The organism is Rhizobium sp. BK491 (assembly GCF_014194925.1).
GTDB lineage: Bacteria > Pseudomonadota > Alphaproteobacteria > Rhizobiales > Rhizobiaceae > Rhizobium.
This window is the reverse complement of record NZ_JACIAR010000001.1, coordinates 1,124,158-1,145,691: the sequence shown is the minus strand read 5'-3', so window position 1 is coordinate 1,145,691 and position 21,534 is coordinate 1,124,158. Positions and strand designations below refer to the sequence as shown.

At 59.7% G+C, this 21,534-nt stretch carries 18 protein-coding genes and 1 pseudogene; 4 read left to right on the top strand and 15 right to left on the bottom strand.

The features are described from left to right. From FHX05_RS05700 to FHX05_RS05675, 6 genes are all read right to left on the bottom strand, one after another. The gene (locus FHX05_RS05700) at nucleotides 1-3,321 is read right to left on the bottom strand and encodes an efflux RND transporter permease subunit (protein ID WP_183870919.1); all 3,321 of its coding nucleotides are present in this window, start codon (nucleotides 3,319-3,321) and stop codon (nucleotides 1-3) included. Between the two features lie 14 nt (nucleotides 3,322-3,335). Then, nucleotides 3,336-4,526 carry an efflux RND transporter periplasmic adaptor subunit gene (locus tag FHX05_RS05695; RefSeq protein ID WP_183870918.1) on the bottom strand — a complete coding sequence of 397 codons (1,191 nt, stop codon included), beginning with the start codon at nucleotides 4,524-4,526 and terminating at the stop codon, nucleotides 3,336-3,338. A gap of 493 nt (nucleotides 4,527-5,019) precedes the next feature. Then, nucleotides 5,020-5,988: an ABC transporter substrate-binding protein gene (locus tag FHX05_RS05690; RefSeq protein WP_112604507.1), complete on the bottom strand. Its 969-nt coding sequence runs from the start codon at nucleotides 5,986-5,988 to the stop codon at nucleotides 5,020-5,022. A gap of 55 nt (nucleotides 5,989-6,043) precedes the next feature. After that, entirely contained in the window at nucleotides 6,044-7,177 is a 1,134-nt protein-coding gene (locus FHX05_RS05685) for an ABC transporter permease (RefSeq protein WP_183870917.1), read from the bottom strand. Beyond that, the gene (locus FHX05_RS05680; RefSeq protein ID WP_183871191.1) at nucleotides 7,174-8,061 is read right to left on the bottom strand and encodes an ABC transporter permease; all 888 of its coding nucleotides are present in this window, start codon (nucleotides 8,059-8,061) and stop codon (nucleotides 7,174-7,176) included. The genes FHX05_RS05685 and FHX05_RS05680 overlap by 4 nt, the downstream gene beginning before the upstream one ends. Nucleotides 8,062-8,133: 72 nt before the next feature. Next, nucleotides 8,134-8,925, bottom strand: a complete 792-nt coding sequence (locus tag FHX05_RS05675; protein ID WP_183870916.1) for an ABC transporter ATP-binding protein — start codon at nucleotides 8,923-8,925, stop codon at nucleotides 8,134-8,136. Between the two features lie 124 nt (nucleotides 8,926-9,049). On the opposite strand from FHX05_RS05675, the gene FHX05_RS05670 reads away from it, so the two are divergent. Continuing rightward, nucleotides 9,050-9,463, top strand: coding sequence for a cupin domain-containing protein (locus tag FHX05_RS05670; protein ID WP_183870915.1), 414 nt, complete (start codon nucleotides 9,050-9,052; stop codon nucleotides 9,461-9,463). A gap of 135 nt (nucleotides 9,464-9,598) precedes the next feature. Here FHX05_RS05670 and hydA read toward each other — a convergent pair whose 3' ends face one another. The 3 genes and pseudogenes from hydA to FHX05_RS05655 all read right to left on the bottom strand — a co-directional run bounded on the left by hydA (nucleotide 9,599) and on the right by FHX05_RS05655 (nucleotide 13,174). Next, nucleotides 9,599-11,053 (bottom strand): dihydropyrimidinase, encoded by a 1,455-nt coding sequence (gene hydA / locus FHX05_RS05665; RefSeq protein WP_112604516.1) that lies wholly within the window; start codon nucleotides 11,051-11,053, stop codon nucleotides 9,599-9,601. A gap of 232 nt (nucleotides 11,054-11,285) precedes the next feature. Then, nucleotides 11,286-11,771 (bottom strand): annotated as a pseudogene (locus FHX05_RS05660) (DUF559 domain-containing protein); the annotation flags it as partial. 149 nt (nucleotides 11,772-11,920) lie between these two features. Then, nucleotides 11,921-13,174 (bottom strand): Zn-dependent hydrolase, encoded by a 1,254-nt coding sequence (locus FHX05_RS05655; RefSeq protein ID WP_112604522.1) that lies wholly within the window; start codon nucleotides 13,172-13,174, stop codon nucleotides 11,921-11,923. Between the two features lie 308 nt (nucleotides 13,175-13,482). Between FHX05_RS05655 and FHX05_RS05650 the strand changes: the two genes are divergently transcribed. After that, nucleotides 13,483-14,127: a TetR family transcriptional regulator C-terminal domain-containing protein gene (locus FHX05_RS05650; RefSeq protein WP_112415444.1), complete on the top strand. Its 645-nt coding sequence runs from the start codon at nucleotides 13,483-13,485 to the stop codon at nucleotides 14,125-14,127. 148 nt (nucleotides 14,128-14,275) lie between these two features. On the opposite strand, the gene preA is transcribed toward FHX05_RS05650, so the two are convergent. The 4 genes from preA to FHX05_RS05630 all read right to left on the bottom strand — a co-directional run bounded on the left by preA (nucleotide 14,276) and on the right by FHX05_RS05630 (nucleotide 19,415). Then, nucleotides 14,276-15,589 (bottom strand): NAD-dependent dihydropyrimidine dehydrogenase subunit PreA, encoded by a 1,314-nt coding sequence (gene preA / locus FHX05_RS05645; protein WP_112415445.1) that lies wholly within the window; start codon nucleotides 15,587-15,589, stop codon nucleotides 14,276-14,278. A 13-nt stretch (nucleotides 15,590-15,602) separates the two neighbouring features. Continuing rightward, the gene (locus FHX05_RS05640; RefSeq protein WP_112415446.1) at nucleotides 15,603-16,961 is read right to left on the bottom strand and encodes an NAD(P)-dependent oxidoreductase; all 1,359 of its coding nucleotides are present in this window, start codon (nucleotides 16,959-16,961) and stop codon (nucleotides 15,603-15,605) included. Between the two features lie 480 nt (nucleotides 16,962-17,441). Beyond that, on the bottom strand, nucleotides 17,442-18,473 hold the full coding sequence (locus tag FHX05_RS05635; RefSeq protein WP_112604528.1) for a sensor histidine kinase: 1,032 nt from the start codon (nucleotides 18,471-18,473) through the stop codon (nucleotides 17,442-17,444). 147 nt (nucleotides 18,474-18,620) lie between these two features. Next, nucleotides 18,621-19,415: a response regulator gene (locus FHX05_RS05630; protein WP_015340816.1), complete on the bottom strand. Its 795-nt coding sequence runs from the start codon at nucleotides 19,413-19,415 to the stop codon at nucleotides 18,621-18,623. 259 nt (nucleotides 19,416-19,674) lie between these two features. Between FHX05_RS05630 and FHX05_RS05625 the strand changes: the two genes are divergently transcribed. Both FHX05_RS05625 and FHX05_RS05620 read left to right on the top strand, forming a co-directional pair. Beyond that, nucleotides 19,675-19,881 (top strand): NepR family anti-sigma factor, encoded by a 207-nt coding sequence (locus FHX05_RS05625; protein WP_112334893.1) that lies wholly within the window; start codon nucleotides 19,675-19,677, stop codon nucleotides 19,879-19,881. Nucleotides 19,882-19,892: 11 nt separating this feature from the next. After that, on the top strand, nucleotides 19,893-20,444 hold the full coding sequence (locus FHX05_RS05620; protein WP_112334892.1) for an RNA polymerase sigma factor: 552 nt from the start codon (nucleotides 19,893-19,895) through the stop codon (nucleotides 20,442-20,444). Nucleotides 20,445-20,643: 199 nt separating this feature from the next. Here the strand turns inward: FHX05_RS05620 and FHX05_RS05615 are convergent, their stop codons facing one another. After that, entirely contained in the window at nucleotides 20,644-21,048 is a 405-nt protein-coding gene (locus FHX05_RS05615; RefSeq protein ID WP_183870913.1) for a hypothetical protein, read from the bottom strand. A gap of 9 nt (nucleotides 21,049-21,057) precedes the next feature. After that, nucleotides 21,058-21,408, bottom strand: a complete 351-nt coding sequence (locus FHX05_RS05610) for a DUF883 family protein (RefSeq protein ID WP_183870912.1) — start codon at nucleotides 21,406-21,408, stop codon at nucleotides 21,058-21,060. Nucleotides 21,409-21,534 lie beyond the last annotated feature (126 nt).

Below are 21,534 nucleotides of genomic sequence, written 5' to 3'. Positions count from 1 at the left end.
TCATTCTGCCGCGAAGGGCGGCAGCTTTAGGACATTCGTACCCACGGATCTGCTTCTGCCGTCTTTGTTCTCGATGGTTTCAAGCCGCTCTTCCAGATTGGCAAGCGACTGGCGGTTTTCATTGACGGCGACGGCTAAGCCTTCCTTGGTGATGACCTCGTCATCCACATCCTTCCTGCCGACAAGTCTGCCGAAGAGATAGCCTAGCAGACGGGACAAGTCGTCCATGATGAGGAAGAAGGACGGCACGACCACCAGGCTGAGCACCGTGGAAACGATGATGCCGCCGATGACGGCAATCGCCATCGGCGCGCGGAAGGAGCCGCCTTCGCCCACTCCGAGAGCCGAAGGCAGCATGCCGGCTGACATGGCGATCGAGGTCATGATAATCGGACGGGCGCGCTTGCGGCCGGCTTCGATCACCGCTTCCAGCCGCGGCATGCCCTGATGCATCATCTCTATGGCGAAATCGACCAGCAGAATAGCGTTCTTCGTCACAATGCCCATCAGCATCAGAATGCCGATCATGACGGGCATGGACAGCGCGTTGCCGGTCATGATCAAGGCCAGTGCCACGCCGCCGATCGCCAATGGCAGCGAGAGCAGAATGGTGAAGGGCTGGATCACATCCTTGAACAGCAGGATCAGCACGGTCAGAACAAGCATGAGGCCGAGCAGCATGGCGTTGCCGAAGCTCTGCTGCATTTCCTTCTGGACCTTGGTATCGCCGCTTTCCGCCAGATGCACGGTTGCCGGAATCTTGGCGTTGTTGACGATTTCGAGGAAATGCTCGGATGCCGTATCCAATGCCACACCTTGCGGCAGGTCGGCGCCGATGGCGACCACGCGGAAGCGATTGTTGCGCTTGATGGACGACAGGCCTTCGGAATAGTCGATGTCGGCCACGCTCGACAGAGGTACGGTGTTGCCAGTGGCAGTCTTAATACGCAAGGCGCGGATCGCCGCCAGGTCTCGGCGCATGCCGAGCGAGGCCTGAACGCGGATCGGAATCTGGCGGTCGTCGAGCGAGATCTTCGCGAGCGAAGCGTCGATGTCGCCGATGGTGGCAACGCGGATCGTGTCGGAAATCATCTGCGGCGTGATGCCGAGGCGCGCGGCCTCGTCTTTGCGCGGATAGATCTGCAGTTCCGGCCGCGGCAGGGCGCCGTCGGCGCTGACATTGGCGAGCGCCGGATCGGTACGCAGCTTGGCTTCCAGGATGCCGACGGCCTGGTTGAGATCCTTCTCGCTGCGCGAGAGGAAGTTATAGGTCAGGTCGCGATCGCCACGGTCGTTCAGCTTGGTGATGCGGACGTCGGGAATGGAGCTCAGCTTTGCAAAGACTTCCTTCTCGATGTCCCATTGCGGGCGTACGCGCCCGTGGACGGTGACCTTCGGCAGGTGAGGGCCGATGACAGGGAGCGAGCCCAGGACGTCGTTCACCAGCTTCTTCGCCAGCGACTGATCGAGCTTGCCGAGCGTCAGCGTTACGGTGGCGCGGCGCAGTTCCAGATCGCCCTTCGGCGAGGCGCCGCCGAGCACGAAGACGCTTTCAACGCCGTCGATGCCCTTCACGCGTCGATAAATTTCATTGGTCGCCTGTTCGGTATCATCGAGCCGGGCGTTCGGCGGCAGTTCCGCTGACAGAACGATACGCGAGGCGTCTTCCGGCGGGATGAAGCTGCCGGGAACGAACATGATGAGAGCGAAGACCGATGCGATCGAGAAGGCGAAGGCGGCGAGCAGCGTCGGATAACGCGTGTACCACTTCTTCGTCGTCAGCCGCACCAGCCAGCTATAGCCGCGCATGAAGCGGCCGTCATTGTCGTGATGATCGTCGACGCCATCTTCGGCGCGCATCAGATAGGCGGCCATCATCGGCGTGATCAGACGCGCCACCAGCAGCGAGAAGAACACCGAGAAGGCGACCGTCAGACCGAACTGAATGAAGTACTGGCCCGGAATGCCCGGCATGAAGGAGACCGGCACAAAGACCGCGATAATGGTGAAGGTCGTCGCGATAACGGCAAGACCGATTTCGTCTGCGGCATCGATGGCGGCACGATAAGGCGTCTTGCCCATCTTGATGTGGCGGGCGATGTTCTCGATTTCGACGATGGCGTCATCGACGAGAATACCGGTCGCCAGCGTCAATGCCAGGAAGCTGACGAGGTTCAGCGAGAAGCCGATCTGGTTCATGATCCAGAATGTCGGGATCGCGGAGAGCGGCAGAGCAACCGCCGATATCAGCGTTGCGCGCCAGTTCCGCAGGAACAGGAAGACGACGATGACGGCCAGTATGGCGCCTTCGATCAGCGTGTGCATCGCCGATTCGTAGTTGCCATAGGTGTAGTAGACGGAGTCGTCGATCATCTCGATCGAGACGTTCGGGTTCTCGGCACGCACCTTGTCGAGCGTGTCGGCGACCGTCTTGGCGACCGTCACTTCGCTCGCGCCCTTGGCGCGGAATACGCCGAAAGTGACGACAGGGGCGCTGTTGAAGCGCGAAAAGGACTTCGGTTCCTGATAGGTGTCCTTAATGGCGCCGAGATCGGAGAGCTTGACGAAGCGGCCGTTGGTCAGAGCGATCGTCGTATCGGCGAGCTGGGCGACGTTGCGGGCGTCGCCGAGCACGCGGATTGCCTGTTCGCTGCCGGCAACCTGGCCGCGGCCGGAGCCGAGATCGATATTGGTGCTGCGAAGCTGCTGGCTCACCGAAAGCGCTGTTATGCCATAGGCGTTCAGCTTGTTCGGATCGAGCTCGATGCGCACTTCACGATCGGCGCCGCCATAGCGGTCGACGCGGCCAATGCCTGCTTTGCCCTGCAGCGCGCGCTTGACCGTATCGTCCACGTACCAGGACAGCTCCTCGAGCGTCATGTTCGGCGAGGACACGGCAAAGCTCTGGATCGCCTGGCCGACGACATCGACTTTGGAGACGATCGGCTCGTCGATGGTCGACGGCAGATTGCCGCGGATGCGGTCGATCGCATCCTTGGTATCCTGAACGGCCTGCTCGGTCGGCACTTCCAGGCGGAAGACGACGACGGTCTGCGATTGGCCATCCGTGACGGTGGATTGGATTTCGTCGATGCCGTTGATGCTGGCGACGGCGTCTTCGATCTCCTTCGTCACCTGCATTTCGAGCTCGGCCGGCGAGGCGCCGCTCTGCGTCACGGTGACATTGACGATCGGCACGTCGATGTTCGGGAAGCGGGTGATGGGCAGATTGAGGAAGGCGTGCGCGCCCATCACCATCAGCAGGAAGAAGCCCAGGAGCGGGGCGACTGGATTTCGAATGGACCAGGCGGAGAAGTTCATCTTGCCGTTCTCGCTCAGTTGGAGGCTTGCGACGCGTCGCGCACAGGCGTGATATGGTCGCCATCGCGAACATAGGCGCCGGCCTTGGCGACGACGTCATCGCCCGCTTTCAGGCCTTTGAGGATCTCGACATAGCCGGTGTCCTGAATGCCTGTCTCGACAGTCACGAACTTGACCACGCCATTCTCGACCTTGCGGACGGACGAGCCGTTTTCCTCGCTATTGACGGCCGTCAGTGGCAGGGCGACGCCATCTTCCTGGCGAATGATGATCTCGGCGCTGCCATACATGCCGGCGCGCGCCTTCTCGCCATCGTCGATCGTGATATGCACCGCGCCGAGGCGGGTGACGGGGTCAACGATCGGTGCGACGAGACGGACAGTTCCGGCAAGCTTCTCGCGGCTGCCGGAGAGCGCGATGGACGCTTTCTGACCGATCGTGATCTTGGTGATATCAGTCTCGGAGACATCGACCACCAGCTCGAGTTGGCTGTCGCGGATGATGGTGAAGAGCGGATCGCCGTTACCGTTCGCGATAGCCCCGACACGGGCATCGCGCGATGCGACGGTGCCTGCCACCGGGGTTTTGATGCCGGTGCGGGCAAGTTTCAGATCCGTATCGGCGATCTGGCTATCCGTGACCTTGAGATCGGCCTCCGCAACGGCGATCGCCTGTTCGGCGGAGACCACGCGCGCCTTGTTGGCGGCAGCCGAAGCATTGGCCTGTTCCACCGAGGAGGTCGACATGGTGCCCTTGGCACCCATGGCAACGGCGCGCACGCGCTGCAATTCGGCCTCTTCGGCATTGGCGCGGGCTTCGGCGAGCTGTGCGTGCAATTGCGCCAGGCTTGCCTCGCCCTTGGCCCGCGTCGCCTGCATCTGGCTCTTCTGCAGGATCAGCGCGTCGTCGTTCAGCGTGGCAAGCGTGCTGTTCGCGCTGACCTTGTCACCGACATCTGCATTGAGCGAACGGATGGAGAGACCGTCCACCTGCGGCTGGATGTAGACTTCTTCGACGGCCTTCACCGTGCCGTTCGCGACGACCTTGTCGGTCAGGTGGCGCATTGCGGCCGTGGTGATGACGATTGCGGGCAGATTTTGCTTCGGCGTGGTGACGGCAGCCTGCTCTGCCATGGCAGCGGGAGCGGCCAGCAGGGAAAGCAGAATGGCAGTCGTGCTCAGAAGTCTAAACGGCGTGAAGGCCATGCGTCCGGTTCCAGTTCGGCATTGGTCAAAGGGATTTCGCGGTTTTCCGTCGCGAGCACGGGAGATCACTGCATGCGAGCCGGCTTCCCCGGCGGATGACTGCATAATTCCTTAAATCGAATCGATTCAAGGGTAAAATTATGCAGCAGATTTAAAGTGTTACAGCGACCTTTGCGCGTCATATTTGACGCGCGGCGCTGTAATATCCGTCTGTCATGCCTTGCAGGTCCTCATCCTAAAATCGCCCTTGTAGATGGGAGCGGTTTTCAATTCTCGCAAGATCACGAGAAAATGATTTCGCGGGCATTTCTATCGTCTACAACCATGCGAAGCAATCACGGCATTGTGATGTCAGCATTCGAATAATTGATAGGCGAAGGCTTTTCAGGCAATTCCTGCGAGAAAGCCAGCCTTTTGTGGCTGCTGTTACAAAATGAAAAAAACGCGCGAGGCCGCAAACCTCGCGCGTTTTAGTCTCTGTGATTGCTTCAGCCTACTTCAGAGCAGCGTCCGTGATCTCATGCGTATAGGCGCCGGATGGCTTCTTGTTGATGATCTTCTGGTCGAGCAAGGCTTCGGCCGTACGGTCATAGGTCTTCATATCAAGTTTGCCGTTGCCGATAAGCTTGGCGACTTCGCCCGCCATGCGCTTCTGGTGGTTTTCATCCTGGCCGCCATTGTCCATGACGATTTCGGCGGCTTCGTCCGGATGCTCGACGGCATACTTCCAGCCCTTCATCGACGCACGGACGAATTTCACCATATCAGCCTTGAACTTCGCATCCTTCAGCTTGTCTTCCTTGACGTAGAGGCCGTCTTCCAGAAGGTCGTTGCCGAGCTTGGTATAGTTGAAGACGGTCAGGTCCTCGGCCTTGAAGCCGGCATCGATCGCCTGCCAGTACTCGTTATAGGTCATGACGGAGATGCAGTCGGCCTGCTTCTGGACGAGCGGCTGCACATCGAAGCTCTGCTTCAGAACGTTGACGCCATCCTTGCCGCCGTCGGTCTTCAGGCCGAGTTTGTGCATCCAGGCGAAGAAGGGATATTCGTTGCCATAGAACCAGACGCCGAGGGTGTGCCCCTTGAAATCCTTCTCCGTCTTGACCGGGCCATCCTTCGGGCAGATCAGCTCCAGACCGGATTTTTCGAAGGGCTGCGCGATGTTGATGAGCGGCACGCCTTTTTCGCGGGCAACCAGCGCACCGCCCATCCAGTCGACGATGACATCGGCGCCGCCGCCGGCGATCACCTGTTCCGGAGCGATATCAGGGCCGCCAGCCTTGATATCGACATCGAGACCTTCTTCCTTGTAAAAGCCCTTGTCCTTGGCGACGAAATAGCCGCCGAACTGAGCCTGGGCCACCCATTTCAGCTGCAGCGTCAATTTATCCGCCGCCATCGCGCTCTGGGTGGCGGCAAGCGTCATGGCACTTGCCATCAATGCAAAGATTATTTTTTTCATGTCTTCACCCTTTCCCTCTGAAGTTATGCCTCGATCCCTTTGAAGAGATCCTGGATTACGCCTGCCCACCACGGATAGACGGATGCCAGAACGTCACCATTCGTTCGATGATGGCGACGATACCGTAAAAGACCGAGCCGGCGATCGCGGCAACCGCGATCTCGGCCCAGACCATATCGAGGTTCAACCGGCCATTTTCGGTTGAAATGCGAAAGCCCATGCCCGACATGGGCGTGCCAAAGAACTCCGCCACGATGGCACCAATCATCGCCAGGGTCGAGTTGATCTTCAGCGCATTGAAAATAAAGGGAGCGGCGGCCGGAAGCCGCAGCTTGAAAAGCGTCTGCCAGTAGCTCGACGCGTAGGTCCGCATCAGGTCGCGTTCCATATTGCCGGCGGCGGCAAGGCCCGTCACCGTATTCACCAGCATCGGGAAGAAGGTCATGATGACGACGACGGCGGCTTTCGATTGCCAATCGAAGCCGAACCACATGACCATAATCGGCGCGACGCCGATGATCGGCAGGGCCGAGACGAAATTGCCGATGGGCAGCAGACCGCGGCGCAGGAAGGCGAAGCGATCCGCGAGAATGGCGACGATGAAGCCGCTGGCGCAGCCGATGATGTAGCCGATCAGGACAGCGGTGAGGATCGTCTGGCGGACATCGATCCATAATGTTGGAATCGAATTGACGATCCTGGCGCCGATGGCACTCGGCGGCGGCAAAAGGACCAGAGAAACGCCGGCGCCGCGAGTGACGGCTTCCCAGATGATCAGTATCCATATGCCGAAGATCGCCGGGATCAGCAGCCGCAGCGTATAATTGCCGGCGGTCGAATGCGACCGCATCGACGATAGGACGGAAACGCAGCGCCAGGCCAGCAACCAGGCGGCGGCAATCAGAATGAAGAAGGACGCTTGCGCCTTGCCTTCATTGCCGGAAATTCCGGCAAGCAGCAGCCATCCCGCCGCATGCGCGCCGAAGAAGAGTGTCGCCGCGCTCAGATCTGCGGATAGGCGCATGAAGGAGAGGGCGGCCGCTGCGGCAATCAGAATGAAGATGACGAAGGTCGTTCCGCTGCTGACGGGTGCCGCGGCATCCGCCGCAAGCATCGGCAACGCGGGGATCGCCAACAGACAGAGAAGAATGGCAAGCATGCCTTGCCAGGAGAAATGAAAGGATCTCATGCCGTTCTGCCTCCCATCGAACGGTCGACAATGCGGGCAGCGATGCTGACGATACCGACGAGGACCGCCGCGAGGACGGAGCCTGCGACGAGAGCTGCCCATATATCGATCGTCTGGCTGTAGTAGGAGCCGGCGAGCAGCTTTGCGCCGATGCCGGCGACCGCGCCCGTCGGCAGCTCGCCGACGATCGTTCCGACCAGGCTTGCGGCAATCGCAACCTTCATAGAGGTGAAGAGGAACGGGACCGAAGCCGGCACGCGCAACTTCCAGAAGGTCTGCCAGCTGCTGGCATTATAGGTGCGCATCAGGTCGAGATGCATGATTTCCGGCGAACGAAGACCCTTTGTCATGCCGACGGTGACCGGGAAGAACGATAGATAGGTGGAAATCAGCGCTTTCGGGATCAATCCGTCTATGCCAAGGGCACTGAAGACGACGATGATCGTCGGCGCAATGGCGAGGATCGGGATGGTCTGCGACGCGATGATCCAGGGCATGAGACTGCGGTCGAGTGCGACGAGGTGAACGATGCCAACTGCAAAGAGGACGCCGAGGATTGTGCCGAATGCGAAGCCGACCGCCGTCGGCGCCAGCGTTATCCATGCATTGTAGACGAGGCTGCGATTGCTCGTAGGAACCCGCAGGAAAGTGTTTTCGAAGACATTCTGCGCTACCTGATGCGGCGCAGGCAGAGTCGGCTTCGGCTGCGACAGCGTCTTGCCGATGAATTCCACCGTCGTCGGGGTGACATTACCGCGCCGGTCGAGATCGCGCTGGAACGGTGCGTTGAGGATGACGGCGAAGACATACCAGAGCAGGATGATCGCCAGGACGATCGTCGTGACCGGCAGGAACTTGTGCTTGAAGAACTGTTCCTTTTCCATGCTCATGCCGTCCCCGTGCACGGAGGGAGGGCTAGGGCGAAGGGCTGTCGCGCGACGGAGCTATCCATCGTCCTATTCCTCATAGCTGTGCCCCGCTCTCAGTCCTTCCCGGACGCGGTGAGCGATTTCCAGGAATTCCGGCGTTTCGCGAATGTCGAGCGGTCGCTCTGTCGGAAGCGTCGATTCGATGACATCGGTGACGCGGCCCGGCCGCGGCGACATGACCACGATCTTGGTGGAGAGATAGACAGCTTCCGGGATGGAGTGGGTGACGAAGCAAATGGTCTTGTTCGTCTGCTTCCATAGCTTCAGAAGTTGTTCGTTCAGGTGGTCGCGGACGATTTCGTCCAGCGCGCCGAAGGGCTCGTCCATCAGCAGCAGATCGGCATCGAAGGCCAGCGCGCGGGCGATCGAGGCTCGCTGTTGCATGCCGCCTGAAAGCTGCCAGGGGAACTTGTGCTCGAAGCCATTGAGATTGACGAGGTCGAGGGTCCGCGCGATGCGCTTGGCCTGCTCTTGCCTGTCATAGCCCATGATCTCAAGCGGCAGGGCGATGTTCTTTTCGATCGTTCGCCAGGGATAGAGGGCTGCGGCCTGAAAGACGTAGCCGTAGGCGCGGGCCTTGCGGGCATCTTCCGGCGACATGCCGTTGACGGAGATGTCGCCTGATGTCTTTCGCTCAAGATCGGCAATCACCCGCAGAAAGGTGGTCTTGCCACAGCCGGAGGGGCCGATGAAGGAGACGAAATCGCCCTTGCGAACATCGAGATCCACATTGCTCAGCGCATTCACCGGCCCGTCGTTCGTATCGTAGGTGAGACAGAGATTCCGCGCGGAGACGACGGAGGAAGCGGATGACGTCATTAACACCTACCAGTCCTGTTTTCGCCGCATGGTTGGGGCGGATTGCATGTTATCTTGTTTGGCATTGCCGCAGTCAGGAGAGGCGAGGGCGCCTTGTGGCTGCTGGACCGAGGGGAGCAATGCCATGAATGTCTCATCGAAGCCCACCTGCCATGTCGTGCGGCCCGGCAGCGCCTATGCCGGAAAACAGGGCTTCAGCTATTTTGAAGGGATTGCCGCCGAGACAGTGGGCTCGACGGGGATCTGCATGCATCTTTTGACGATCCCGCCCGGCGCCCGCGCCAAGGCGCATCTTCACGCCTCGCATGAGACAGCGATCTATGCGATTTCCGGGGAGACGCATTGCTGGTTCGGCGACCGGCTGGAAGAACACGTCATCGTCCGCGAAGGCGAGATGTTCTATATTCCGGCCGGCGTTCCGCATCTTCCCGCGAACCTCAGCGACCGGCCGGCGACAGCGGTCATCGCCCGCACAGATCCGAACGAGCAGGAAAGCGTGGTCCTGCTGCCGGATCTGGAGCGGTATGTGCCGCGCTAGAGCTGTTTCGCTTTTCTTCGAATCGCGAAAATGCTCTATCTCTTTGTTTTTACGCAATTTCGGACGGAAAACCGCTATGCACTTTTCCTGGAATTGCTCTAGGCGGCCGATGAGCCGAAGCGCCGTGCCCAAGCGTCATACCCCGCTGGCGGGGATGCCGCTGCGCTGCACCTTGCGCGGCGCTGTGACTTCTTTCCAGGTCGAAAGCGCGCGGTTGACGGCGGTGAAGGGATCACGCCTGACGAACTCGCCGTGGCCTTCCCGGGTCTTGACCGTGCCTTCCTCGATGGCCACCACGCCCCGCGTCAGCGTATAGCGTGGCAGGCCGGTGACTTCCTTGCCCTCGAAGACATTGTAGTCGATCGCCGATTGCTGCGTCTTGGCGGCGATGGTCTTAGAGCGCTTCGGATCCCAGACGACGATATCGGCATCGGCGCCGACAAGGATCGCGCCCTTCTTCGGATAGACGTTGAGGATCTTGGCGATGTTGGTCGATGTGACGGCGACGAATTCGTTCATCGTCAGGCGGCCGGTGTTGACGCCGTAGGTCCAGAGCATCGGCAGGCGATCCTCAAGGCCGCCGGTGCCATTCGGGATCTTGGTGAAGTCGTTGAGGCCGAAGCGCTTCTGCTCGGTGGTAAAGGCGCAGTGGTCGGTCGCGACCACCTGCAGCGAGCCGGAGGCAAGACCGGCCCAGAGGCTGTCCTGATGCTGCTTGTTACGGAAGGGCGGCGACATGACGCGGCGGGCGGCATGGTCCCAATCCGCGTTGGCATATTCGCTTTCGTCGAGCGTCAGGTGCTGGATCAGCGGCTCGCCGTAAACGCGCATGCCTTTCTGACGGGCGCGGCGGATGGCTTCGTGCGCCTGTTCGCAAGAGGTATGGACGATGTAGACGGGCGAACCGGCCATGTCGGCGATCATGATGGCCCGGTTCGTTGCCTCGCCTTCGACCTCGGCCGGGCGGGAGTAGGCATGCGCCTCCGGACCGTTATTGCCTTCGGCCAGCAGCTTTGCCTGCATCTGTGCGACCACATCGCCGTTTTCGGCGTGGACGAGCGGCAATGCGCCAAGCTCGGCGCAGCGCTGGAAAGAAGAGAACATCTCGTCGTCATCCACCATCAGCGCGCCCTTATAGGCCATGAAATGCTTGAAGGTGTTGATGCCCTTGTCGCGGACGATGGCTTCCATCTCGTTGAAGACCTGCTCGCCCCACCAGGTGATCGCCATGTGGAAGGAATAGTCGCAGGTGGCGCGAGTGGACTTGTTGTCCCACATGGTCAGCGCCTCGAGCAGCGACTGGCCGGGTGAGGGAAGTGCAAAATCCACCACCATGGTCGTGCCACCGGCAAGGGCAGCGCGGGTGCCGCTCTCGAAATCGTCGGAGGAATAGGTTCCCATGAACGGCATTTCGAGATGTGTGTGCGGATCGATGCCGCCGGGCATGACGTAACAGCCGGAGGCATCGAGCACTTCGTTGCCCGAGAGATTCTGCCCGATTTCGACGATCTTGCCGCCTTCGATCTTCACGTCCGCCTTATAGGTCAGGTCGGCCGTGACGATGGTTCCACCCTTGATAACTGTGCTCATGGTGTCTGTCCCCTGTTTTTGAAACTCTGGCACTTGCAGCGCCCCCTCATCCGGCCCTTCAGGCTACCTTCTCCCCGAGGGGAGAAGGGGAGGCGCGGCGAGCCTTTGGCGCAACTCAATTTCTGACTGCGAAGGCGGTTTGTTGAGAAAGATGGTGCTGCGGCGGGAATTCCCTTCTCCCCTCGGGGAGAAGGTGCCCGAAGGGCGGATGAGGGGGTATGGTTCAAATACATCATTTATTGCCACGCTCCATCAGCTTGATCGCAGGATAGAAGCGCAGAATGTCGTCTCTTTCGAATATCCGTCCCTCGAGTGCAGCGAGAACTGTTTCCAAAACCACCCGGCGCTCCTGGGTGATCTCATGATTCCAGAATCTCAACACCGAGTAGCCATGCGTATTGAGCCAACGCGTACGAACGGTGTCGGAAGGGGACTCGGAATGCTGGAAGCCGTCGATTTCGACGATTAGCGACTTATCGCGGCAGAGAAAATCAACCACGTAGGGACCAAGGGGAAACTGTCGAGTGAACTTGTGTCCGTTCAGGCGGCGATCGCGCAGATCGCTCCAAAGACGGTATTCTTCTTCGGTGTCGTTCTTGCGAAGACGGCGTGCGTGCTGCGTTTTACCGGGGCGGCGTTTGGTGATGTCATTGTTGTCCGGCATCGGTGGTACCCCCTCATCCGCCCTTCGGGCACCTTCTCCCCGAGGGGAGAAGGGAGTTTCTGATGTACCCTGCCGGTCAAACAATAGCCTCATAGCCAATGTCGAGAATATGAAATCGAAAGCTGCAGCGAATTCCCGCTTCGCCCCTCGGGGAGAAGGTGCCCGAAGGACGGATGAGGGGGCTGGTTGGGCGTGAGCCGTGGTCACGCCACGATCTCCGCCGTCTCGACGACTGCGTGGAACAGCACATCCGCGCCGGCGGTCGCCCATTCCTTGGAGATTTCTTCCGCCTCGTTGTGGGAGAGGCCGCCGACGCAGGGGCACATGACCATGGTGGCGGGGGCGACCTTGGCAGCCCAGCAGGCATCGTGGCCGGCACCGGAGATGATGTTCATGTGGCTGTAGCCGAGTTTCTCGGCCGCGTTGCGCACGGAAGTGACGAGCTTCGGATCGAAAGTCACCGGCTCGAAATGGCCGATGGCTTCGACCGTGCAGCCGACGCCGAGGGCATCGGCGATCTTCTTGCCTTCGGCTTCGATCTTGGCACGCATGCGATCGAGCTTTTCCTTGTCGGGCGTGCGGATGTCGACAGTGAAGACCACCTTGCCCGGCAACACGTTGCGCGAATTCGGCGAGAAGAAAACCTGGCCGACGCCGCCGACGGCCCCCGGCTGGTTTTCCATCGCGACGCTCTGCACCATCTCGATGATACGCGACATGGCAAGGCCGGCGTTGACGCGGAGATTCATTGGCGTCGAACCGGTATGGGCTTCCTTGCCGGTCAGCGTGAATTCCAGCCACCAGAGGCCCTGACAGTGCGTGACGACGCCGATGGTCTTGTCCTCGGCTTCGAGGATCGGGCCCTGCTCGATGTGATATTCGAAATAGGCATGCATCTTGCGAGCGCCGACCTCTTCGTCGCCAAGCCAGCCGATGCGCTTCAGCTCTTCGCCGTAGGTCTTGCCGTCCGGATCCTTGCGGCCATAGGCATAGTCCAGTGTGTGCACGCCGGCAAAGACGCCGGAGGCGAGCATCGCGGGTGCGAAGCGCGCGCCTTCCTCGTTGGCCCAGTTGGTGACGACAATCGGGTGCTTGGTCTTGATGCCGAGGTCGTTCATCGTGCGGACGACTTCGAGCGCTGCGAGCACACCGAGGACGCCGTCATACTTGCCTCCGGTCGGCTGGGTATCGAGATGCGAACCGACATAGACGGGGAGCGCAGCTGGGTCGGTGCCGGGGCGAGTGGCGAACATCGTACCCATCTTGTCGACGCCGACAGTCAGGCCGGCCTTGTCGCACCAGGTCTTGAAAAGGCTGCGTCCTTCGGCATCGGCATCGGTCAGCGTTTGGCGATTGTTGCCGCCGGCAATGCCAGGGCCGATCTTCGCCATGTCCATCAGCGTATCCCAAAGGCGATCGCCGTTGATACGCATGTTTTCTCCTGGCGCTGCCACCATGATGCAATCCTCACCTGTTTGTCCTGGGGCACGCAAGGCGCATGCCCGAAATTGTTCCCGTTGGTCTTATTTCAAATTCCGGAGCGTCGTCTTGTTTTTCTTGCCCGGAAATCGCCAGTTGCCTTTAGGAGACATCTGACAGATAATTTGACCGATTGGTAAACATTACAACTTCCGTGGCGCGGCTCAAGACGAAAAGCACGAAAATTTCCGATAAAATTTCAGGCGATTGCCGAAATCCGATGCATCGACAGGGTGAATGAGGGAACGGCCGAAAGGCTTGGATTTCAAGGAGAAACAGAGCAGATATGGCCATCCCCAGAGCCGCCAGGACGCAGCGCCGCACCCGAATTCAGGAAGAGAAAGAGGAAATCATACTGGAAGCCGCGCTGGACGTGTTTTCTGTCAGCGGCTTTCGTGGCTCGACCATCGACCAGATCGCCGAAGTCGCCGGCATGTCGAAGCCCAATCTGCTTTACTATTTCCGCACCAAGGAGGCGATGCATCGGGCCTTGATCGACAGGGTGCTGTTTACCTGGTTGGAACCGCTACGCGCCTTCGATGCCAACGGTGATCCGGAAAGCGAGATCCGGTCCTATATCCGCCGCAAGCTCGAAATGGCCCGCGATTTTCCACGCGAAAGCCGTCTGTTTGCCAATGAGATGCTGCAGGGTGCGCCGCATGTGGAGGATGAGCTGCGCGGGCCGTTGAAAGCCCTTGTCGATGAGAAGGCGGAAGTCATCCGCACCTGGGCCCGGAACGGCAAGATCGCCAAATGCGACCCCTATCACCTGATCTTCTCGATCTGGTCGACCACGCAGCACTATGCGGATTTCGATGTACAAGTGCGTGCGGTCTTGGGACCGGAGCATTCAGGCGAGGGGCGCTTCGAGGATGCCGCCCGCTATCTGGAACAGCTTTTCGTCGACGGGCTTCGCATTCGCCATAGCTGAGCGGCGGCGCGATCCCGGAAGCATAGCGCTGCATATCGCAGGTGAACGAGTTAAAGTTCCCTAATTCGATCGTGCGGATCTCGGTTACGAAGAAGGCGGCCGCAGCAAGCTGCGACCGCCTTTAGAATGCTTGCCGATATTGCCGCAGTTATTCCGCCGCCTGCCGAGCCATCGGATTGTTCGGATGGGTCGTCCAGTTGGCGTAGTTCGGGTCGACGACCTTGCCGGTGCGCTTGTCGAGGCTGCCTGCCGGAAGCTCTTCCATCGTGATGCAGTTCTCGACGGGGCAGACGTTGACGCAGAGATTGCAGCCGACGCATTCCTCTTCCATCACCTCGAAGCGCCTGACGCCATCGACGAAGTTGGTGATCGCCTGATGCGAGGTGTCTTCGCAGGCAATGTGACAGCGGCCGCACTTGATGCAGGCATCCTGGTCGATCTTCGCCTTGGCGATGTAGTTGAGGTTCAGATATTGCCAGTCGGAGACATTCGGCACGGCGCGGGCGATGACGTCGTCCAGGCTGCGGTGACCCTTTTCGTCCATCCAATCGGAAAGGCCCGTGATCATCTCCTCGACGATCTTGAAGCCGTAGGTCATGGCCGCCGTGCACACCTGCACGTTGCCGGCACCGAGCACCAGGAATTCCGCCGCATCGCGCCAGGTGGTGATGCCGCCGATTCCCGATATCGGCAGGCCGTAGGTTTCCGGATCGCGAGCGATTTCTGCCACCATGTTGAGCGCGATCGGCTTGACGGCCGGGCCGCAATAGCCGCCATGGCTGCCCTTGCCGCCGACAGTCGGGTTCGGAGCGAAATTATCGAGGTCGACCGAGACGATCGAGTTGATCGTGTTGATCAGCGAGACCGCATCCGTGCCGCCGGCCTTGGCGGCGCGAGCGGGCTTGCGGATATCGGTGATATTCGGCGTCAGCTTGGTGATGACCGGCATGCGCGTGTATTGCTTGCACCAGCGCACGACCATTTCGATATATTCCGGCACCTGTCCGACCGCGGAGCCCATGCCGCGTTCGGACATGCCGTGGGGACAGCCGAAGTTGAGCTCGATGCCGTCGGCTTCCGTTTCCTCAACCAACGGCAGGATCGCCTTCCAAGCCTGCTCCTCGCAAGGCACCATGATCGAGGCAATCAGCGCGCGATCCGGCCAGTTCTTCTTCACCTGCTTCATTTCCCGCAGGTTGGTGTAGAGGTCGCGGTCGGTGATCAGCTCGATGTTATTGAGGCCGAGGAGACGGCGGTCGGCGCCCCAGATCGCGCCGTAGCGCGGGCCGTTGACGTTGACGACAGGCGGGCCTTCTTCACCGAGCGTCTTCCAGACTACGCCGCCCCAGCCCGCCTTGAAGGCGCGCTCGACGTTATAGGCCTTGTCGGTCGGCGGCGCGGAGGCGAGCCAGAACGGGTTCGGAGACTTGATGCCAACGAAATTATTGCGGAGATCAGCCATGTCGGTTCTCCTTTCAGGCGACTGCAGCGGCCGCCTTGGCGGCAGCGAGCGCACGGTTGATGGATTCGGCCGCGTCGCGACCCTGTGCCACGGCCGAGACCGTCAGGTCATCGCCACCAAGCACGCAGTCGCCGCCGGCCCATACGCCTTCGATCGAGGTCCGGCCCTCGCCATCGATGGCGATGCGGCCGGATTCCATACGCAGCGCGCCGAGGCCCGATGCCTCGAACGTCTGGCCGATCGCCTTGAAGATCTGGTCGGCGGCGATGACGCCGACATCGCCGGTGCCAACGAGCTTGCCGTCGCGCAGCTCGGTATATTCGACCTCGATTCCAGCGACCTTGCCGTCCTTGTCGAGGATGCGCTTTGGGGCGAGCCAATGCCGGATGATGACGCCCTTGGAGGTGGCCAGATCCTGCTCGAATTCCGAGGCGTTCATGTGTTCCTTGCCGCGGCGATAGCAGATCGTCACTTCTTCGGCGCCAAGCAGTTTTGCCTGCACAGCCGCATCGATCGCGGTCATGCCACCGCCGAGAACGACGACGCGGCGGCCGATGGCGATATCGGCTTTGTTGCCGGCCTGGCGAAGGTCGGCGATATATGCGACGGCATCGGCGACACCATCGAGATCCTCGCCTTCGGCGCGCAGCGCGTTGACGCCGGCAAGGCCGAGGCCCAGGAAGACGGCGTCATATTGCTGGGAGAGGTCGGAAAGGCTGAAATCGCGGCCGAGCGCCTGGCCGTTCTTGACCTCGATGCCGCCGATCGCAAGCACGTAATCGACTTCCTTCTGAGCGAAGTCGTCGACTGCCTTGTAGGTGGCGATGCCGTATTCGTTCAGGCCGCCGGCCTTTTCGCGGGCGTCGAAGATGGTGACGTCATGGCCGTTGACCGCGAGGCGGTGAGCGCAGGCGAGGCCTGCTGGGCCGGCGCCGATGACGGCGATCTTCTTGCCGGTTGACGCGGCGCGCGAATAGAACTGCTTGTTCTCAGCCATCGCCGCGTCGGTCGCGTAGCGCTGCAGCCGGCCGATCTCGACGGGGCGCTCTTCGGCAGTGTTGCGTACGCAAGCCTGCTCGCAGAGCTGTTCGGTGGGACAGACGCGGGCGCACATGCCGCCGAGGATGTTCTGATCGAAGATCGTCTTGGCCGAGCCGATCGGATTACCCGTCGAGATCTGGCGGATGAACATCGGAATGTCGATGGAAGTGGGACAGGCCGTCATGCACGGCGCGTCGTAGCAGAAATAACAGCGGTCGGATGCGACCAGCGCCTCATGCTTGGTGAGGCGCGGGTGAAGATCGGAAAAGTTTGCATCATATTCGGCGGGCGTGAGCCTGCCTTTATGAATCCCAGTTTCCAGTCGTCCCATTGAAGTTCCCTCTTATAGTAAACGGCTAGTACTGGAACGGTAACTCAGCTTAAAAAATTTATCAAACGGTAAAATTTTGGAGGCAAAGCGTGCCGCTGGGCGTTCTTCAACCATGGAAGGACTAATTCAGGAGGGCGGCCGATCATTGCTTTAAGCATATGATTTAATTGGTTTTTTACTTTCTTAGAGCAAGGCCCCAAAGAGATCGGGGTGTGATGAGGATGGCGAGCACCCGCCTATGGGCCGATAAGCATCATCTCTGCGGTCGCCCGAAATGTGAAAGACTGATGAATTTTTTTGGGTCTGCATGGAACCAAGGCCATGCAGCATCGTTATGTCGATGTCCTGACGATGATCGCATCTCCCGATGCACGCCCAATACGTCTCAGGACTTCTACTCACGGTCCCCTCCCGATGAGTGCAAAGCAGCCAGTGCGCCGCCCTCGCACTGGCTGTTTTATTTTGTCGCCGTTGTCAGCCTTAGCGGCGTCTCAGGATTTCATATTCAGTTTCGGGAATGGTGATTCGATAGCCGATGCTTCCGTCGTCAATGGCGAAGTCAGCGCGGCCGTTCATGGATGTCGGTACGACGCGCTCAAGCACCGTTCGGCTGAAGCTGTTGTCTTCGAACTCGTGATCGGAGGATGTGTAGAATCGTTCCGACCATGCCACTTCGATCGCCTTCTTGCCGTCGAGTTCGGCTTCCCTGCAGTTCAGCGTGATGCTGGTTGCGCCGGTCGAGATGGCGCCATGAGATGCGGAATTGACGATGAGCTCATGCAGAGCAAGGCCCAGATGCACGGCCGCATTGGGCGTCAGATGGGCATTGATGCCATAGATCGGCATGGGCACGCCGGCATCGGGCCAATAGGGTGCGAACTGCTTTTCCGCCAGTTCGAAGAGATAGGCGCCCCGCCAGCTGGAATCGGTGATGAGATCCTGCGAATTCGACAGGGATTGGAGGCGACCGCGGAACTTGATGAGGAAATTGTCGACGGAAAGCGTGTGTCGGGCCGTCTGCGTGGCGATGCCCTGAATGATGGCGAGCAGGTTCTTGGAGCGGTGCGACAGTTCGCGCAGCAGCGACTTCAGCACTTTTTCGCGGTGGCGGCTTTCGGTGATTTCCGAGATGACCGACAGCACGCCCTGCGGCTTGCGCCCGCCGACTCGCTCTATTTTCAGCTCATAGATGCGTATGCCGTCGCCGCTGGCGATTTCGACCTCGGCGGTTGCCGGCCTGCCGCTGTCGAGCACGCCGCGCTTCAATCGGGAAAGATGCTCGCCGTCCTTTTCGCCGAAGAGATGTGAATCATTCCCGCCTATGACGACAGACGGCTGCAGATGATCCGGCAGATTGTCGGCATAACGGATCGAGAGATTTACATCCTGAAACAGAACGGACACACTGGCGCTCGCGAGCGCCCGCTCCATCAGAGCGGCCTTGCCTTCCAAACTCAAAGGCGCGCCGGGTAATGGTTCAGACGTATTCACCGGCTTGCCTTTCACACGCATTTTGGAAACCCCGCCGATAGGGCGTTCCCATTCGTAACAACTTGAACCGACCTATAGAATCGTCCCGGATAACAGTCGGTAAACCGGCCGTTTCGCACCCAAACGCCCGGTCATGGTCTTTGTTCCGCCGCAGGGTTTTCACTTGAATCAGGCAGCCACCTTTGTGGTTTCGTTAAAGAAGAGTGCCTGGCTGATGAGGGCCTTCACCATGTCTGGATTGAAAGGCTTGGTCACAAGGAAGGTCGGCTCCGGCCGTTCGCCCGTCAGCAGCCGCTCCGGGAAGGCAGTGATGAAGATCACCGGGATGCTGGCAGTCTTGAGGATGTCGTTGACGGCATCGATGCCGGAGCTGCCGTCGGCAAGCTGGATATCGGCAAGCACCATGCTCGGTTTCGTCGCATTGTAGAGCGCGACCGCTTCCGCGTGTGTACGGGCGATGCCGGTGACGCGATGGCCGAGGCTTTCCACCATCTGCTCGATATCCATCGCGATCAGCGGTTCGTCCTCGATGATCATGATATCAGTCGCCACTTGGCGGGAGATTTCCTGGGAGGCAGTGTCAAGCAGGTGCATCGCGTCGCTTTCCGAAACGTCGAGGATATCGGCGATCTCTCCGAGGCGGAAACTTTCAACGGAGGCAAGCAGGAATGCCTGTCGAGCAAGCGGCGAAACCTTGGAAAGGTTCACGGTGGCGCGTTGTTCCCAGGCAAAGGGAGATGCCGGTTCAGTAATCTGAAGTGTTACGGAACCGAACAGCTTGGTGAACAGTTTATAGAGTGCGACACGGTCGCTGTCCGTGTCCGGAAAGATGGATATGTCGGCGATGATGGCTTCCAAAACCGCAGCAACATAGGCGTCCCCTGACGTCTGCGTTCCGGTCAAGGCACGTGAATAGCGCCGCAAGTAAGGAAGATGCGGCGCAATGCGTGTGGAAAGTGTCATCAATGGCTCCCGCCTTTTATAACATTCTAATTAAATACAGCCCAAAGGCCGCAACAACTAAGAGAACGTCAGTTGAGTAAAAAAGTTCCTCTTTGTCGGAACTTTTTTTAGGCAGTCGCATTACAATGCTTACAATCAGTGGACCTCAACCTTTACGATTCGTTAGGCATTGTTTTGATTGGGGGCGATCGGTCTTCCGGACGGGAGACAAGGGCGTCTTATTCATGAACGCGAGAAAAGTGAAAAGCGAGCGGGTTAAATGACTATCCAGAATCACGAGGACGCAGACAAGAAGACATCGGACCTGCGCGCGGTGGATATCCTCGATCCCAATAATCAGATCGGCAACCGATTGCGCTCGTTTTATGCCGCCGTGCAGGATGAGGCTATTCCCGATCGCTTTCTCGACCTCTTAGAGAAGCTCGATCGGGCGGAAAGCATGGCCTCGGCAAAGGTCTCCGAATAGGAGGGCGCGCCATGGAAACGCAAACGAGCTTCAAGCGCGAACTTCTCGCAGCCCTTCCGAGCCTCCGGGCCTTCGCCATTTCGCTGACCGGCCGTCACGACCGGGCGGATGATCTCGTCCAGGATACGATCATGAAGGCGTGGGCCAAGCAGGATCATTTCGAAATGGGCACCAACATGAAGGCCTGGCTCTTCACCATCCTGCGCAACGAGCTTTACAGCCAGATGCGCAAGAGCGGCCGTGAGGTGCAGGATAGCGACGGCGTGTTCACGGAATCGATGGCGACGCATCCGCCGCAATATGGCGCTGTCGACCTGCAGGACTTCCGCAAGGCCCTGGACCAGCTGCCGCCGGATCAGCGCGAAGCCATCATCCTTGTGGGGGCGTCGGGGTTTTCCTATGAGGAAGCCGCCGAGATCTGCGGCTGCGCGGTCGGCACCATCAAGAGCCGCGTCAATCGCGCGCGCCAGCGCCTGCAAGAATTGCTGGATATTTCCGGCGAGGCAGATTTTGGTCCGGACGCCACCTCGGCACCGCTGACATCAAAGGCATTCGCTTTCTAGAGCAGTTCCAGCAAAAGTGCGAAGCGGTTTTGCGTCCGGAACGGCGTAAAAACAAGAAAATGCTCTAAGAAAAGGCCCGGCGCTATAGACCGGGCCTTTTATCGTTACAACTTACTTATGGCTTCACAAGCTTCGTGCCAAGTTGTCGGCAAGGCGACGATTTCGCTTTGCGGGCGTTTGTCGATTTGGAAATGCCGGATCAATCGTCTTCGTCGCGCGCGCCGAACAGATTTCCGAAGAGAAGAGCGGCGGCGATGGCCGCAGTCATCAGCGGTTGCTTGCGCACCAGGCCGAGCGCTGCTGCTGCCATCGATTCCATCGCCAGCAAACGTTCTCGGGCCTGCCGTTTCTCCTGCTGATTGATGATGGCCATAATGACGAGGACGATCAGCCCTAGCAACAGGGCACCTGCGGCAATCAGCAGGGCAGAAACCGCCCCGCCATAGATCGTTGCCAGCCAGATGGCTGCCGCTATAAGCGCGAAGGCATAGGCCGTCAGCAGGAAGAGAGCCGCGATCACGATGAAAATACCGTTGCGCTTGGTTCGCGCAACGGTACGGTTGAATGTGCCTGACAGGAGCAGGCCGAGAATCGGGGCGATCATCCCGCCACCCTAGCGGCGAGACAGAAGCAGAGCGACGGCAAGGCCCAATGCAGCCGCCGCGCCGATCGTGGCGACGGGATGCTGGCGCACGGTCCTGCGCACTTCGCGCGAACCTCTCGTATAGCCGCGCTGCAGATCGCGCAGCAGCTCCTCACCGCGAACCGTCAGATCGTCCAAATTGGATTCGGCGGTCGCACGCAATTTCTTACCATGCCTCGTGCCGCTCTCACCGATCAACTTGGCAAAGGCTGCAACTTCTTCGCGCAGCGACTCGATTTGATCTTCGATGCTTGCCTCGACATCGTGCAGGCTGCTGCCGTTACGCTTGCCGCGCGCCGAATGAAGGATGGATGTAGCCATGTTCAGCTCCCTTTCGCTTTGCTTCGGCGCCCGAAGGCACCTGTTATTCGCAATGATCGGAGGTCATTTGACACACCGTTGGTGGTCGCGACATTGATTTCGATCACCCGCTCTCAACGCGCGGAT